Origin of the sequence: Kribbella soli (assembly GCF_004331345.1) — a bacterium.
GTDB lineage: Bacteria > Actinomycetota > Actinomycetes > Propionibacteriales > Kribbellaceae > Kribbella > Kribbella soli.
Genome location: NZ_SJJZ01000001.1, coordinates 2742193 through 2758951 on the forward strand (window position 1 = coordinate 2742193; position 16759 = coordinate 2758951).

The following is a 16759-nucleotide window of genomic DNA, read 5'->3' on the forward strand; positions in this document are numbered from 1 at the left end:
GTAATCCCTGCTACTCGCCGAGTTTCTTCTGTTCGATGTGCGCGTTCAGCGCGGCCAGCTCCGGGTGCTCGTCCAGAATCGCGACCAGTTCGGCGCAGCCGAGATCGGTGCCGCCGAAGTCCTCGATGAGGGCATCGAGCAACTTCCAGTCGTCCGCGGTGTCCAGGGTGAGCCGGTATTGGGCAGCGTTCTTGGATGCCGGGCCACCCGACCACGGGAGGTTCAGCAGCCGCATCTGGCCGGACCGGTTCTGGTGCAGGTACGGCGTGACGTGTTCGCGGTCCGCCTTGAGCGTGGCGTTCGCCTCGGCGTCGTACAACCGGGCGGTGGAGAAGATCTCGAAGTCCATGCCGCGCGGGTAGGTGCGCTCGAGACAGTTCGAGATGTAGAGGTCGAGGTCGTTCTCGGCGCGCCACCGATCGACGCCCGCGGCAACGATCTCGGGATCGATCAGCGGGCAGTCGGAGGTGACCCGGACGATGGCGTCCAGGTCGTGTTCGCGGGCGGCGCCGGCGAACCGGCTGAGGACGTCGTCCTCGCTGCCGCGGAAGACCGGGATGCCGTCCTCTTCACAGACCTGGACGACCAGGTCGTCGTGGAGGTTCGTGGTGGTCGCGACGATCACCGGCAGACCGGTGCGGCTCAGCCGGTCGAGGTGGTGCTCGAGATAGGAGCGCCCGGCAACGGCCAGCAGCACCTTGGCCGGCAGCCGGGTGCTGGTCACGCGAACCTGCGTGATGATGCCGATCTTCAGCTCTGGTGTCACGGGGTCCATCGGAACATCTCCCGGATTTCTGCGGGTCCGGCGACGTGGTCGACGCCCAGTTCGGTGTCGGTGAACTCACGGGCGACCGCCGGCGGGACGTACGGCTGGTCCATCTCCGGCCACAGCCGCTTGATCCGCGCCTGTCCGCCGAACGACGGGTGCTCGTTCTCCAGCACCATGGGATCACCGTAGACCCCTGCCCCCAGGCCGAGCGAGCCGCCGTACAGAACGGCGGAGCTGAGCCGGTTGGAGGCGACCCGTTCGTGCTTGCGGAGCTCGCGCAGCTGCTTGACCAGGAACTTGGCGTCGGTCTTGCGCCAGTGCAGGCCGCGGTAGCCGTGCGTGATGACCCGGAATCCGGCGTCCTTGTAGACGTTCCGGATCGCGGGCTTGTCGAATTCGTTCCAGTACAGGCAGACGGTCACCGGGCCGGTCTCGTGCTCGTTGATCGAGGCAACGATCCGGCCGTGGTCGCCGAGCACGTGCTGGCCTTCCCAGCCGTGGAACGGGTAGAAGATGGTGCCCTTGGCCCGTTTCTCCGGCGTCGCCAGTTCCGGGTGGGTCTTCAGCAGGTACAGCCAGACCGAGCCGATCACCGAGTAGTTGCGCAGGCCGAGCGCGTGGCCGCGGCGGCGGACGCTGTCCGACCAGACGAACTTCGGCAGCCCGGGCGCGAAGTTCGTGCCGTGCGCGAAGCCGTCGAGGATGTTCCAGCCGTGCTGCAGGTAGCCCCAGATCCGCGGCGGTTTCGGGAGTCCGGCGTACGTCGCCATGATGTTGGCGTGCCCGTAGAAGTGGTTGGCGTGGTGCATCAGCGGCGTACCTTCCGCAGCACCCGCTTGAGGCGGCGGCGGATCACCCGGGCCGGGTTGAGGACGGCGTGGCCGACGCGATAGGGGAGCGAGCGGCGGATGCCGCTGACCGTGCCCTCGAAGAGGATCGCTCGGGCGCTCGCATGCGCGAGCTCGTCGGCGAGCCGGGCGACGGTGGTCAACTGCTCGGCACTGCCGCGCGGGCGGACGACCTCGTCCGGAGTGAATTCCTGCTCCTGCACGGCAATCCCCGCCATCGCCGCGAGCCGTGCCGTCAGCGCATGCGGGTCGGCCGCCGCGGGCCATGGCTGCCGCGAGCCACTTTCCAGCGCCCGCTTCGCGAACCGCTGGAGGTGCTCGACAACATCCAGCTCCTGCGCCTCCCCGAACAGCCGGTACGACGTCCCGTCCAGGATCACGTTGTCGGGCGACCCCGCACCACCCGCACCCAGCCACGCCACATACGCCGGGATGACCCGCCGAAGCTCCGCCTGATCATCACAGCGCAGGGCCATCAGAAGGTGTTCCTCCAACAGGACGCCTTCGCCCTCAGGTACCACACCTTCAGGCAGCACAGGGGGCGCCTCCGCGCCGATCACGAAGTACCAAGCCGGCGCCAACTCGAAGGCAACCCCCGCGGCAGCGGCATCCAGCACCACGCGGTACGGATCCATCAACACCGGCCCGTCGTTGCGTGAGGCAACAGCCCGCGCGGCGGCGATCCCGGCGAACCCATCAACTGTCGTCAGCGCGAGGTCCGCCTGGACCAGCGACGGAAACACGGCAAAGGTCTGCAAGTCCGAGGTGCCGAGAACAGAGAGGAGGGGCTTGAGGCCCGCGGGCGCCCGGTCCCCGACGGACCGGCCCCAGTCCTCGTCGCGTGGGATCCCTGCTGTGATGTCCGGCTGAATCAACCGCTCGAATCCGAACGAGTTCGTGGCGCCGAGGAGGAGCCGCCCACCCGGCCGGAGGCGCTCACGCAGCCGATCCAGCGCCTCCACCCACGGGAAACTCGCAGTATCAGGCCCAACAAGCCGCTCCAACCCATCCAACGCGACGATCACGTCGTACGTCTCATCCACCAACCAACGATCGAGCGAGCCGCAGAAGACCTGCCCCTTGGCGTCGTCCAGTAGTTCGGCGAGTTCCTCGGCGTCAGGAGCCGAGCGGAGCAGGAGGTCGACCGAGGCGACCTGCGCGACCGCAGCCGTGATCAGCTCGGCGGCATGCGGGCCGGCGATCAGGACGGCGTCGTCAGGCCGGAGGGCGGCGGCCAGAACTGCCGTGGCTGCGGGTCCAGCGGCCGCGGGACGGGCGTCGCCCGGGCGCAGATCCGACCAGTTGAGCATCTCTCCGCCGATCAAGTTCGACCGGGTCACATCCGTCACCTTCGTGGTTTGCGCTGTAAGTTCCTCGGGGGTCAACGGCTCGCCCTGCCCGGGGCCGATCCGCCGGATCGAGCGGCCGCACCGGCCCTTGGGGCGGGGAAAGAAATCGTCACCCAGTGGCGAATAGTTTCCCAGCTTCCCGCCCGATCAAGGCGAGCGCCCCTATTGATACCGGCGACGAGTGGCTTGGGGAGTCCTACGTACCTGAAACGACCAGCAGAACTCCCCACCCGACCAAACCGGCCGACGACCTTACGGGGCGGACTGTTCAGGGATCCAGGAGTCACTGGCCAACCAAGGTCAGGAGGGTCTCGATCACCCGGTCGACGTCGCTGTCGGTGAGGTCCGGGAAGAGGGGGAGGGAGAGTTCTTCGGCGTAGAACTGTTCGGCGTTCGGGCAGAGGCCGCGCTTGTAGCCCTGGTGGGCGAAGACCGGGTGCCAGTACACCGGGATGTAGTTCACTTGTACGCCGATCCCCGCGGCGCGCATCGCCTCGAAGATCTCCCGCCGTCGGCCGCCGAGGATGCGAATCGGATACAGGTGCCACATCGGGTCGACGCCGGCGCGCTGCACCGGCGTACGCAGCCCGTCGGTGTCGGCGAACGCCGCGTTGTAGCGGGCGGTGATTTCGGTCCGGCGGCGCTTGAACTCCGCGAGCCGGCGCAGCTGGGACAGCCCGAGTGCGGCGCCCAGGTCGGTCAGGCGGTAGTTCACGCCGTACTCGTGGACCTCCTGGTGCCACGGTCCTTCGTCGGCGATCTCGAAGCGCGAAGGGTCCCGGACCAGGCCGATGAAGTGGAACTCGTGGGCCCGCTGGGCGATCGCGGGGTCCTTGCAGACGACCGCGCCGCCTTCGCCGGTGGTCAGGTTCTTGGTGGGGAAGAAGGACATCGTGGTGACGTCGGCCAGGTCGCCTATCGGTCGGCCGTCGGCTGAGCCGCCGACTGAGTGGGCTGCGTCTGCCAAGGTCTTGGCGCCGACTGCGTCCGCCAGTGGTTGTAGTGCCGAGTAGTCGGCGGATTGGCCGGCATAGTCGACCGCGCTGATGACCCTGGACCGATCCGACAAAGAAGCTTCGACGGCGGCCGGGTCGATCAGTCCGGTGTCGTAGTCGACGTCAGCGAAGACGATCTTCGCGCCGAGCATCGCGGCGCAGGAGGCCGTGGCCACGAAGGTCATGGGGGTGGTGACGACCTCGTCAGCCGGTCCGACGCCGAGGGCGGCGTACGCGATGTGCAGGGCGGCGGTGCCCGACGTGCAGCTCACCGCCCGGTGTCCGCCGGAGAGTTCGGAGATCGCGTTCTCGAAGGCGGTGACCGCGGGTCCGGTGGTCAGCCAGTCGCCGCGCAGTACGGCGGTGACCGCCTCGATGTCCTCCTCCGAGATCGACTGGCGCCCGTACGGAAGCACGTCAGGCGTCACTCTCGAGGATCTTGCGGATCTCCTCGATCGAGTACCACTGGTCGTTGGTGTCCGACGCGTAGTGGAACCCGTCCGACACCGGCGTACCACCGGTCGGCGGCTGGTAGCCCCACGTGGCGAGATCGGGCTGCAGGACGAAGCGGTCGCCGAGGGACAGCGCGCGGCGACCTTCCTCCGGGCTGATCATCTCCTCGTGCAGCTTCTCGCCGGGGCGCAGGCCGACGTCGTGCATGGTCGCGCCGGGCGCGATCGCCTCGGCCAGGTCGGTGACCTTCATCGACGGGATCCGCGGCACATACAGCTCGCCGCCGGTCATCAGGTCGAACGAGTCGACCACGAACTCGACCGCCTGCGGCAACGTGATCAGGAACCGGGTGCAGCGCAGGTCGGTGATCGGCAGCGACTGGCCGGCCGCGTGCAGCGCGCGGAACTTCGGGATGATCGAGCCCCGGCTGCCCATCACGTTGCCGTACCGGACGACGCTGAAGCGGGTGTCGTACGCCGCCGCGTAGTGGTTCCCGTTGATGAACAGCTTGTCCGCGGTCAGCTTGGTCGCGCCGTACAGGTTGATCGGGCTGGACGCCTTGTCCGTGGACAGCGCGACGACCCGCTTCACGCCGGAGTCGATGGACGCCTCGATGACGTTCTGCGACCCGATCACGTTGGTCTGGACGAACTCCCACGGGTTGTACTCACCGCTGTCCACCTGCTTCAAAGCGGCGGCGTGTACGACGTAGTCGACCCGGTGCATCGCCCGCAGCAACCGGGCGCGGTCGCGGACGTCGCCGAGGAAGAACCGCAGCCGCGGGTCGTCGGCGAACGACTGGCGGACCTCCCACTGCTTCAGCTCGTCGCGGCTGAAAACGATGATCCGTCGCGGGTTCAGGTGGTTCAGCGCGTGCCGTACGAACGTCCGGCCGAACGACCCGGTACCGCCGGTGACCAGGATGTCGGAGCCGGTAAGGATTGACACGCGAGCGGGACCCTTCTGACGGACAGTTCCGAACTGCACACACGCAGTACGGACTTCGAAACAATAGCTGCCCGGTGAACGACCATCTCAATCCACCGTCTCACCCCACCGTGATCAAACGTACGCTGGGCCCGTGAAACGCGTCGGGGTGCGATGTGATGTGGGTCCGTCCCGGGGCATCGGTCACGTGATGCGCTGTCTGGCGCTGGCCGAGGAGGTACGTCGCCGCGGCGTCGAGCTCGTCTTCGTGTGTGACGCGCATACCGTGCCGTGGGCCGCGGAGCAGATCGCGGCCCGGGGCATCGCCGTACAGCCCGCAGTCTGGGGACCGGCCGAGCATGTCGAGCTGGTCGACCGGCTTGAGCTCGACGCGCTGGTGTTCGACTCGTACGACCTGGACGCGTCCGTCTACCCCGCCGTCCGGGCGGCCGGTCTGCCCACGCTGGCGATCGTCGACGGAGACTTCCGCGGCGCCGAGGCGGACGTGCTGGTGGACCAGAACCTCGCGGCCGAGCTCGACCACCCGCCGCTGCCGCGGGACTCGATCCGGCTCGCCGGCCTGCCGTACGTGATGATCCGCGACGAGATCCTCGACCACCGTCCCGCCGCGCCACCCGCCGACCGGCAAGGCGCCGTACCGACGGTGTTCGCGTTCTTCGGCGGCACGGATGCCTTCGGCGCCGGTCCGTACGTTGCCCGCACGCTGGCCGCGACCGGTCTGCCGTTCGAGGCGACCGTGGTCGCACCCGGGCCGGACCTCGCCGCGAAGATCGCCGCCGTCGAACTGCAACCGCACCAGCACCTCGACGTCATCGGGCCGACGGATCAGCTCGCGACCCGCGTGCGCGCGGCGGATCTGACGATCAGCGCGTCCGGTACGTCGACCTGGGAGCTGCTGTGTCTCGGCGCGACCGCGGGACTGGTGTGCGTGGTGGACAACCAGGAGATGGGCTACGAGCGCGCGATCGACACCGGTGCGGCGGCCGGGCTCGGTCTGTTGAGCGCGTTGCAGGCGGATCCGGCGTCGGCGGTCCCGATGCTCAAGCGATTGCTCACCGACTCGGCCGAGCGTGGGCGGCTGGCGAGAGCCGGGTGGGAGCTCGTCGACGGCCGCGGACGTGAGCGAGTCGCCGACGCCCTGCTGCAGCTCATCTGAGTTCGTAGATCGTCGCGTCCAGCGTGGCGTGCCGCAGGCGGACGTAGTTGCGGAGCGCCGGTGACACGTATCCGGCCCGATTGTCGGCGTACAGCCAGCGCACTCCGGCCTGCCGCAGGCGCTCGATCGCCGGCGGCGTGGGCGCCTTGAACGCGATGTCGTTGGCGGCGAGCTCCTCGCTGTTCCAGTACGGGATGAGACTCGGGTTGGTGTCTCCTGCGAGAGCGATCCGGTTCGCCTGGTTGGAGTACGACCAGCCCTCGATCAGGACCGGACGCTCGGAGAGGGCGGCGAGCCAGAAGTGCCGGCTGTCGCAGAGACCGTCGCGTTCGATGATGCAGTGCGCGTTCGTCGCGATCAGGTCGCCCGGCGCGCTGTTCCGCCGCAGCCACTGCGCCGCCCCGGCCTCGGCCGCCGTCGCACCGCCGCGGAACGGGCGGGCGAAGACCAGGTTCGACGCCTTGTCCGACACGAAGCCCTGCAACGGCACCAGGGTCGCGCCGATCATGCACGCCGCCACCGCGCCGCCGAGCAACGCGACGAAGAAGTTGCCCGGTCGCCGCGCCAGTTTCCAGACGACAGCCACCAGCACCGCGACAGCGGCCAAGGCAGCGACTGTCCACACCCACGGACCCTTGATGCCGTGCAGGTCAGCGGACTGCGAGCGCGCAACTGCGAGTGCCACCAGCCCGAGCAGCCCGGCCGCGCCGACGAGCACCACAGCCCGCCGGTCCCCGAGCCGCCCGACCAGATTCGCCAGCCCGACAGCCGCGAGTACGGCGATGACCGGGAAGGCGGTCCGCAGGAAGTACAGCTGACTGACTCCCGACTGGGTCGTCAGCAACGTGCCCAGCAGACCCGCGACAGCGACCCCGGCAAGGAACACCGCACCGGTGTCCCGCCACCTCCGGCCGAGGAAGAACAACCCCGACGCGGCCAGCCCCCAGCTCAGCAGGGTCGTTGCCCCCGACAACAGTTGCGCGTGCGGGTTCGACACCAGCATCGGGTACGGCGCCAACTGGACGAACGTCTCGAACGGTTTGATCTCCGTCCCCCACGTGCTCCCGCCGAAGATCGCGATCAACGCCGCCACGAACACCGTCAGCGACAGCAGCCCGCCGAGGAACGCCGGCCGCGTATTCCGCCGCGCCAGCCCCAGCTGCAGGAACGCGAACGCGAACCCGGCACCCACCAACGGCAGGATCGTCGACTTCGCCCCGGCTGCGATCAGCGCGAGCAGGACCAGCAACACCCACCGGCCGCGCGGCCTGCCGTCGGCCCGGAGCAGGTCCACCGCCACCACGCAGAGCGCCAGCGCGATCAGGACCCCGAGGTTCTGGGTCGGACTCAGGTACGCCGCCACCGCGGTCGAGATCCCGCCCAGCCCGGCGCCGGCCAACGGCTGCACGGCCCCACCGAGACCGGCGACGAACACCGCGAGGGGCCCGGCCCAGGTGGCACCGGACTCGGCGGTCGGGGCCAGCCGGCTGGTGAGCGCGAACACCAGCCCGCACCCGGCGAGGAACAGCGGCAGCCAGCTCAGCGAATGGATCAGATCGGTCAGGTCGATCCGCGTCCCCCACTGCGTCGCGGCCGTCGCCTGGTGGAAGAACGTGTGGTACCTCATCGGCTCGCCGCCGAGCCACAACGTCGAGATCGGTACGTCGTACTTCGCGCTGGCGGCGAGCGCCTGCTGGAAGGCGAGGTCGGGATACGCGCGCAGCGGGTCGGTGTACGCCGGCAGGAACTGGCCCGGCCCGCGCCGGTACACGATCAGCAGCACGACCGCCGTTGCCGCCGCGAGCAGCCAGGCCTGCAGCGGACGCAACGGCCGCTCGACCCGCCGCCAGACCCGAGCCCGCGCGTCGCCGTCCACGAAGGCGATCACCAGAACGACGGGCGCCCACACCCACGACCACGCCTGCAGCCCGATCGAGGCGCTGGCCAGGTAGACCAGAACCTGGCCCGCCGTGCCGACCGCGAACCCGGCCGACAGGTCCTCGACCAGGTTGCGCCCGTACCCGCCGATCAGCCGCCAGAGCGCGAACCCGGGGAGCGCCACAGCGACGCCGGTGAACAGCACGAACCGGACGACCTCGAAGACCGTCGCCTGCAGCGCGAGCAGCACGATCGCGAGCAGCACGACCGCGAGCCCGGCGACCAGACCGGAAAGGGAAGGCCCCGCAGTCCGCGGCCCCCGCCGCCTCGCTTTCGCGCGCATGTCGTAACACTAATGTGAAATCAGTCGCGCCACGAATGCAACGTGTCACTCCTTGTGAGGTCCCGGAGAGTAGGTCTCGCCACACCCCTGGTAACTCTGATGCTTTAAGCTCTGCGCCCTATGAGTTGGTACGACGCCCTCGAAGCCGGTGAACTGACCGTGCGGCCGTCCGTGGAAGCCGCGAAGCGGTTCGGGGTCTCCATCGACCGGATGTCGGTGTCCGCTTCCGCCGGTACGCCGCTCGCGGAGGTGCTGGCCGCCGTCGAGAAGTCGACCGCAGAAGTGATCGTGCTGCGCTACCCGGCGCGTGAGACTACCTGGTTCGCCGCGCTGGCCGACGGGCCGCGGCACGCGTTGCTGGCCGACGCCGTCACCGGCTGGGCGCTGCCGGTCGGGAAGGGCCGCCGACCCGCTCCGCTGGCCGGGTTCACCGCGCAGCTGGAGCCGGAGGTCGACGACGATCTGGTGGACGACCTGGTCGCGGACGTCTTCGGCGACTCCGGCAACCACTACTGCTCCAACCCGATGTTCGACCGCGCGCTCGCGCTGGCCGGCCGCCAGGAGTGGGCCCGGCGGCGCATCGACGCGGCGGGTGCCGTCGTACTGCGGGGTCCGGACCGGCGGGTGCTCGCGCTGGCGGCCGTCGACGAACAGCGGTCGTGGACCGAGATCCAGCTCGCCGGTGTCGTACCGGCCGAGCAGGGTCGTGGCCGGTACGGTCACCTGCTGGCCGCGATCGAGGACGCCTGTACGACGCGACGCCTGGTGGTCACCGCCCAGGCGCATCAGATCGGCATCCAGCGGGTCTGGTCACGGTACGGGTTCGAGCCTGTGCATAACCTCCTGACGGTCCACCTCGTTGCCGCTACGTAGATAGTCAGCGACCGCGGAGGAGGGCACACCGGAGTGACTCCGCGGTTGAGCGTGGTGGTGCCTTTCTACGGGGTCGGCGAGTACCTCGGGGATTGCCTGGAATCGATCGCGCGACAGGCCTGGTCCGACTTCGAGGCGATCCTCGTCGACGACGGTTCGCCGGATGACAGCGCCGTCGTCGCGAAGGATTTCTGCGCCCGGGACGCGCGGTTCCGGCTGATCCAGCAGGACAACGCCGGCCCCGGCCCGGCGCGGGACGCGGGCATCCGGGAGGCCACCGGCGAGTACCTGGCATTCGTCGACGGCGACGACCTGGTCTCGCGATACGGGTTCGCCGCATTGGTCCGGACCCTGGACCGCACCGGCTCGGACTTCGCCGGCGGCAACGCGCGGCGGTTCAACAACAGCTTCGGTGTCCGCCCGTCCTGGCTGCACAAGCAGCCGTTCGCGCGCGTCCGGCACGCGACGCACGTCACCGAGTTCCCCGATCTGGTCCTGGACCGGATGCTCTGGAACAAGGTCTACCGCCGGTCGTTCTGGACCGAGTACGGCTACACGTTCCCCCCGATCCGGTACGAGGACTACCCGGTCGCGCTCAAGGCGCACCTGGACGCGGTGACCGTCGACACGATCACGCAGGCCGTCTACTACTGGCGCGAGCGTGAGTCCGGCGAGTCGATCACGCAGCAGAAGTTCCAGCTCGGCAACATCCGGGACCGGGTGACCTCCGCCGGGATGGTCCTCGATCTCGTCGAGGACGCCGTACCGGTGGTCCGTCGGCGGGTGCACGCGCATCTCGCGCAGATCGACGTACTCACGCTGGTGTCCGCGTTCGGCGCCGTCCCGGCCGACGACGAGCAGGCCCTGGTCGACCTGTCCCGCGAGCTGCTCGACCGGCTCGACGCGGACGTTCTGGCCGCCACCCACCGGTACGACCGGATCCAGCACGCCGCGCTCCGGTCCGGCGACGTGGAGCTGCTCCGGCGGCTCGCGGTGTTCCGGAACTCGGGCGGACTCCGCGGCGGGGCACGTGCCGTACCGCGGCCGCGACGGTCGCGGCAGCTCGACTACAACTACCCCGGCCTGGGCGAGTCCGCCGTACCTCAGGCGCTGTACAAGCTCCGCGACCAGGACCTGACCCTCGCGACGAGCGTGCGCGAGGTGGGTTGGGTCGACGGCAAGCTGTCGGTCAAGGGCACCGCGGAGATCCGCCACCTGGAGACGTTGGGTACGTCGACCCTCGAGGTCGCGCTGGCCGTCGACAAGACGACGTACCCGCTGGAGGTACGCCGGTACAACGCGCTGGACCTGCACGGGGACAAGACGCTCGTCGGGTTCGAGGTGCTGCTCGACCAGGAGCTGCTCGGTCAGTGCACGGGCACGCCGGCGCAGTTCGAGGTGCGGATGCGTTCGGGGCGGCGAGAGCGGACGGGCATGCTCGGCGGTCAGGGTCCGGGGAGTCCCGGCTGGCCGCCCGGTGCCTGGATCGACGAGCTGAACTGGATCCAGCCCGGTCCGGGGAAGTACGGCTGGTTCTCGCTGCGGCGGCTGACGGATCCGTGCCGGTTGACCGCGGTCGAGCAGACGGCCGACGAGCTGGTGCTGCACGGGCGGGCGTCGTTCGACGAGCCGGAGCTGTACCTGAGCCGGCCGGTCGTCGGCGGCGAGGAAGAGGTTCCGCTGGAGATCGACGGGCGTGACTTCACCGCCCGGGTGCCGATCCAGGACATCCTCGCGGCCGCGAACCACGACGACCCGTTCGGCCAGCGGACCACGCGGGTGTTCCGGATGCGCGGGCCCGAGCGCCAGCAGCGCGTGCTGCTGTGGACCGCGAGCGACTCGGCCGTCTCCCGGGTCGTGGACGACCGGGTGGTCACACTGACCCGCTCGACCGGCGGGTACGTGAACCTGCACGAGTCGCCGATCCGGACGACCGCTGTGGCGGCGGTTGTCGATGGCAACCAGTTGACGGTGCGCGGTGCGGAGGGTCGCGACGTCACATTCAGCTGGCGGCGGTACCTGGCCGATTCCGACGAGCATCTCGACGTCGAGTGCCGTCGTACCCTGACCGCCGACGGCTGGTCCGCGACGGCCGACGTGGACGCGTTGATCCCGGTGACCGCGGTGCAGGTCTCGGTCGATCCACTGGCCGCGCTGGCCGACTGGATCCTGTTCGCCACTCCTCCTGACGGTGCGGCCCACGCCGTACAGTGCGAGCCTTTCCTGTGCAGCCGGTTGCCGTTGGCAATCACTCACGGGACCCACGCGCTCGCCGTCCGACCCCATGCCGGCACTCTGCACGTCGAGGTGCGCTGATGCATCACCACAACCATTACTACGGTCAGACGCACATCCTGTCGCGGTACGCCGGGTTCGACTTCGACCACCCGCCGCGGCTGCGTGGATACCTGCAGCACGGCTGGAACATCGGCTGCGGGTGGAACCCGGTGCACGAGTTCTACGACGGCGCCTGGCGGTTCACCTGGAGCGATGCGCCGAAGCGGCGAGGGCATTCGCTCGGTCGGCGGAACTACCACAGCATCGGTGCGCCGTTCCTGTACCTGATGGAGCTCGAGCCGGAGAAAGAGGAGCCGGTCGAGCGCGAGGGCACGCTGTGGTTCCTCTTCCACGGGTGGGAGGGCGGCAAGATCCACGGTGACCACCAGCGGCTGATCGACGAGATCCGCGAGACCGAGCCCGGCCCGGTGACGTTCAGCCTGTACTACACCGAGTACGACCGGCCGGAGGTGCGCGGGTTCTACGAGGACGCGGGCTTCCGGGTGGTGTCGTTCGGGCGGCGCGGGTTCTCGTACGAGGGGACCGACCGGCGGTTCCTGTTCAAGCAGCTGGCCGAGCTGCGCAAGCACAAGCGGGTCGCGGCCAACCGGCTGTCGACCGCGATCTTCTACGGCATCGCGGCCGGCTGCGAGCCGGCGGTGTACGGCGACCCGATGGAGATGGACGGCGAGAACCCGTTGTTCGGCGGGCAGAGCCGGATCGAGCGGCTGTGGCCGGAAATGCTCGGAAAGACCGTCGATCTCGAGGCGGCCCGGGCGACCACCGACCTGGAGCTCGGCAAACCCTGGATGATGCCGCCCGCGGAACTGCGGTCGCTGTTCGATTGGAGAGAGCGTGTCTGAGGTTCAGGTCGTACGCGGCGAGATGCAGCCGTGGACCGATCACACGACGCCGCGGCCGGCGCTTGCCGCGCTGCTGACCGACGTCGTACCCGCCAATCGGCGGACGCTGATCCTCGGGCCGCATGCCCCGCAGCTGATCGAATCGGTGCTCGCGCATTCCGCGGACGTGGCGATCCTGGTCCGCTCGGTCGCGGATGCGCAGCAGCTGGGCGAGGACTTCGGGCCGTGCCTGCAGGTGATCGCCGGTGCGCTGGACGGTCTGCAGACCGAGCCGTACGACGTGATCATCGCTTCCGACGGACTCGATCGAGTACTGGGGTACGACAGCAGCGACCTGTCGTGGAGCGCGCGCCTCGCCGCTGTTTCCGCATTGGCTGCTCCGGACGCGGTCGTCGTACTGGGGCTGGAAAACGAGTTCTCGCTGCTGAACCTGCTGGACAGCCGGCCTGCTGACGAACGCCACGGCGACGATGAGTGGCGTCCGCTCCACGACGACCCGACCCGCCCGGTCTCGGTCGACCAGCTCAAGTCCGCGCTCCCGTGGGCCTCTGAGGTGTACGCCGACTTCGGCTCCCGCACGTTCGTCCGGGCCGACGTCGCGGCAACCGCCGGCCCCGGCGAACTCCCCACCCGCCTGGCCGGTGCCGCGCTGGAGTCGGTGGACGCCCCACTGCTGTCACCCGCCGCCGAGGGCGTGGACACCGCCGCCCGAGCCGGTCTACTCCCCGCCATCCCCACCGCCTGGCTGGCAATCGTAGGAGCACAACCCCCGCACGACCTCTACACCCAGACCGCCGACACCGTCCTCACAGCCACCCAAACCCTCACCGGCTGGGACACGACCATCACCGGCGACCCCAACTCCACCTCCGTGCTGGCGTTCGACCCTTCGGTTGTCCCCAGCACGATTGCCTCGGGGGTGTCGGTTGAGAGCGTGCTGTTCCGCCTGGCCTCCGCCGAGGACGTGCCTGCCTTCCGCAAGCTGGCCGCCGACCTGGGTGAGTGGGTGACAACCTCTCGGGTGATCGTCCGCTGGGACGACGTGATCTACGACGGCGACTCCTTCGCGTACGGCGTCTCGGGCTGGGTGGCCGAGGACTCCATCGAGAAAGAGGACCTGCTGGCCGCAGCCTGGGCGCGGTTCCACGACCGCCTGATCGGACAGCACCGCCGCCACCCGTGGCCGCCGTGGATGCTGGGCGACGACCTCGTCTCCGCCTGGCTCGGCATGTCCGGCGTCGAGGCACCGGAGCCGACCCAGGCCACGAGCCCCGACACCCTCCCCGCCACCACCGAACAAGTTGCCCGCGGCAAGGAGCTCGCCGCCGCGCTGGACGCCGTACTGGAGACGAGCACCACCACGGTCGACGTACGCACGGCCCTCACGGAAGCCGAAGAGGCCAAGCAGGAGCTGTTCGAGCTGAAGGGCCACGTCTACGGCCTCGAACGCACACTCGGCTTCCGCAACAAGGCGATGAAGACCCGCGAGAACCGCATCCGCGAGCTCCGCGGACAGCTGCAGCGGCTGACCACGGCCCACGAGCGGATCCGCGGATCCCGCACGTACGCCGTCTCGCGGGTGATCTTCCACGCCGCCCAGGTCCGCAAGCCGAAGGTCGTCGCCCGCAAGCTGGCCCGTAAAATTGACCGTCGAATCAGGAAGCGGTGAGTACGCCGCGCCCTCCTGCACGACTCAGCGTGGTAGTGCCGTTCTACAACGTGGGGGCGTACATCGAGGACTGCCTGGACTCGATCGCGCGGCAGACCTTCGGCGACTTCGAGGCGATCCTGGTCGACGACGGTTCGCCGGACGACAGTGCCGTGATCGCGAAGGAGTTCTGCCTCCGCGACCCGCGGTTCCGGATCGTGGAGCAGCAGAACGCCGGCCTCGGACCGGCGCGCAACACTGGCGTCGAGCACGCGACGGGGGAGTACATCACGTTCGTCGACAGCGACGACCTGGTCACCCGGCACGGGTTCGCGATGCTGGTCCGGTCGCTCGACCAGACCGGTTCGGACTTCGCCGGCGGCAACGCGCGACGGTTCAACAACAGTTACGGCGTACGGCCGTCGTGGTTGCATGCACAGGCTTTCACGGCCGATCGACCGGCCACGCACATCTCCGAGACGCCGCAGTTGGTGCTGGATCGGATGGTGTGGAACAAGGTGTACCGGCGGTCGTTCTGGGACGAGTACGGCTACCGGTTCCCGGCGATCCGGTATGAGGACTACCCGGTCACGCTGAAGGCGCACCTCGACGCGGTCACCGTCGACACGCTCGCGGCGCCGGTGTACTTCTGGCGCGAGCGCGAGTCGGGCGACTCGATCACCCAGCAGAAGTTCCAGCTCGCGAACATCCGCGACCGGGTCGTCTCGGCCGGTCTGGTGCTCGACGAGATCGAGGACGCACTGCCGACGATCCGGCACCGGGTGCATGCGCATTTCCGGCAGATCGACCTGCACGCGATCCTCTCGGCCTTCGGCACGGTCCCGCCGGAGGAGGAGCAGCACCTGGTCGAGCTCACCACCGAGCTCCTCGACCGTCTGGACGAGGCCGTGCTGGTGAACTCGCCGCGCCTCGCCCAGCTCCAGTTCGCGGCGCTGCGGGCGGGCGATCTCGAGCTCCTGCACAAGGTCGCGCTCGAGCCGGACACGGTCCTGGAGAACCTGGAGCTCACCAAGACCGACCTGACGATGGCGACCAGCGTGCGTGAGGTGACCTGGATCGACGGCGAGCTGTCGATCCGCGGCACCGCCGAGATCCGGCACCTGCAGTCGAAGCCGTCGAACCTCCGGATCGATCTGGTGATTGCAGGCAAGAACTTCCGGCTTCCGGTACGGCGGTTTCCGGCGACGGACCTCCGCGGCGAGGAAAGCCTGGTGGGGTTCGAGGTTCGGGTCAGTCGTGAGTTGCTCGCCAAGTGCACGGCCGGCCCGTCGCACTTCGACGTACGGCTGCGGGTCGGTGGGATCCGGCGGCGGGACCTGCTGCGCGGTCAGAAGGCCGGCAGCCCCGGGTGGCCGCCGGGAGCGTGGATCGACGGGACGAACTGGATCCAGCCCGGTCCGGGCAAGGACGGCGCGTTCGCCGTACGACGGTTGTCGGATCCGTGCCGGTTGACGTCGGTCGAGCAGACCCCCGACGCGCTGGTGCTGCACGGGCGGTCGACGTTCGACGAGCCCTCGTTGTTCGTGAGCCGGCCGTTGTCGGGTGGTGAGGAGGCGGTGCCGCTCGACGTACATGGCCGGGACTTCACTGCGTGGTTGCCGATCGGGCCGATCCTCGCGGAGATCAATCCGGACGACCCGTTCAGCCAGCGGACGACGCGTGCGTTCCGGGTCCGTGGGCCGGAGGGCCAGGAGCAGGTGCTGCTGTGGACGGCGGGCGATCGGCTGGTCTCACACGCCGAGAGCGGGCGTGCGGTGATGCTGACCCGGTCGACCGGTGGATACGTGAACCTGCACGAGTCCCCGATCCGAATGACCGCCACCGCTGCAGTTGCTGCGGGCAACATGCTGGTGGTGCGCGGGCCGGACTGGGGTGAGGTCGACTTCAGTTGGCGGCGGTACCTGCCGGATTCCGACGACCACGTGGACGTCGCATGCCGACGTACCGTCTCGGACGACGGCTGGGCCGCAGTGGTGGAGATGGCGGAGTTGGAGGCGGCGGAGTGGATCCTGTTCGCCACCGCACCGGACGGCACGTCCCACGCAGTCCAGTGCGAACCGTTCCTGTCCAGCCGCCTACCCCTGATCGTCAACCGAGCCCGCCGCACCTACGCCGTACGCCCTCTCGCCGGAACCCTCCACCTCGAAGTCACCTAGCCAACCGGCAGCTCGACAGTACGTATACGCCCACTACGACCCAACACCCGGCCAGCTGAGCGTGGAGCCCACCCACCCACCACCGGACCTCCTGTCGAGCTGCACACCCCCACTCCCGCGCCCACGTCCCGACCGCCCCTCGCCACATGTGCGCCCTCGCGCCGACGGTCCGCCCCGCGCGC

General features: G+C 69.2%; 12 protein-coding genes. 6 read left to right on the top strand and 6 right to left on the bottom strand.

The features are described from left to right. Positions 1-10 precede the first annotated feature (10 nt). From E0H45_RS13800 to pseB, 5 genes are all read right to left on the bottom strand, one after another. A complete protein-coding gene (locus E0H45_RS13800; protein ID WP_238154952.1) occupies positions 11-775 on the bottom strand; it encodes a cytidylyltransferase domain-containing protein in 765 nt (254 codons plus the stop codon). After that, a complete protein-coding gene (locus tag E0H45_RS13805) occupies positions 763-1578 on the bottom strand; it encodes a hypothetical protein (protein WP_131337508.1) in 816 nt (271 codons plus the stop codon). The genes E0H45_RS13800 and E0H45_RS13805 overlap by 13 nt, the downstream gene beginning before the upstream one ends. Beyond that, positions 1578-2957, bottom strand: a complete 1380-nt coding sequence (locus tag E0H45_RS13810; RefSeq protein WP_238154953.1) for a class I SAM-dependent methyltransferase — start codon at positions 2955-2957, stop codon at positions 1578-1580. Before E0H45_RS13810 ends, E0H45_RS13805 begins: the two co-directional genes overlap by 1 nt. 292 nt (positions 2958-3249) lie before the next feature. Then, a complete protein-coding gene (gene pseC, locus E0H45_RS13815; protein WP_165546430.1) occupies positions 3250-4389 on the bottom strand; it encodes a UDP-4-amino-4,6-dideoxy-N-acetyl-beta-L-altrosamine transaminase in 1140 nt (379 codons plus the stop codon). Next, the gene (gene pseB / locus E0H45_RS13820; RefSeq protein ID WP_131337509.1) at positions 4379-5362 is read right to left on the bottom strand and encodes a UDP-N-acetylglucosamine 4,6-dehydratase (inverting); all 984 of its coding nucleotides are present in this window, start codon (positions 5360-5362) and stop codon (positions 4379-4381) included. The genes pseC and pseB overlap by 11 nt, the downstream gene beginning before the upstream one ends. Before the next feature lie 133 nt (positions 5363-5495). On the opposite strand from pseB, the gene E0H45_RS13825 reads away from it, so the two are divergent. After that, entirely contained in the window at positions 5496-6518 is a 1023-nt protein-coding gene (locus E0H45_RS13825) for a PseG/SpsG family protein (RefSeq protein ID WP_131337510.1), read from the top strand. On the opposite strand, the gene E0H45_RS13830 is transcribed toward E0H45_RS13825, so the two are convergent. Then, complete coding sequence (locus E0H45_RS13830) at positions 6511-8739, bottom strand: hypothetical protein (RefSeq protein ID WP_131337511.1); 2229 nt, start codon at positions 8737-8739, stop codon at positions 6511-6513. The genes E0H45_RS13825 and E0H45_RS13830 overlap by 8 nt on opposite strands. A gap of 120 nt (positions 8740-8859) precedes the next feature. Here E0H45_RS13830 and E0H45_RS13835 point away from each other — a divergent pair, with 120 nt between their 5' ends. From E0H45_RS13835 to E0H45_RS13855, 5 genes are read left to right on the top strand one after another with little or no spacing between them, the layout of a single operon-like run. Next, complete coding sequence (locus E0H45_RS13835) at positions 8860-9612, top strand: N-acetyltransferase (protein WP_131337512.1); 753 nt, start codon at positions 8860-8862, stop codon at positions 9610-9612. 33 nt (positions 9613-9645) lie between these two features. Continuing rightward, positions 9646-11928: a glycosyltransferase family 2 protein gene (locus E0H45_RS13840; RefSeq protein ID WP_165546431.1), complete on the top strand. Its 2283-nt coding sequence runs from the start codon at positions 9646-9648 to the stop codon at positions 11926-11928. Continuing rightward, complete coding sequence (locus E0H45_RS13845) at positions 11928-12752, top strand: DNA replication complex GINS family protein (protein WP_131337514.1); 825 nt, start codon at positions 11928-11930, stop codon at positions 12750-12752. The genes E0H45_RS13840 and E0H45_RS13845 overlap by 1 nt, the downstream gene beginning before the upstream one ends. After that, on the top strand, positions 12745-14421 hold the full coding sequence (locus E0H45_RS13850) for a hypothetical protein (protein WP_131337515.1): 1677 nt from the start codon (positions 12745-12747) through the stop codon (positions 14419-14421). Before E0H45_RS13845 ends, E0H45_RS13850 begins: the two co-directional genes overlap by 8 nt. Further along, positions 14418-16577, top strand: coding sequence for a glycosyltransferase family 2 protein (locus E0H45_RS13855; RefSeq protein WP_131337516.1), 2160 nt, complete (start codon positions 14418-14420; stop codon positions 16575-16577). The genes E0H45_RS13850 and E0H45_RS13855 overlap by 4 nt, the downstream gene beginning before the upstream one ends. Positions 16578-16759 lie beyond the last annotated feature (182 nt).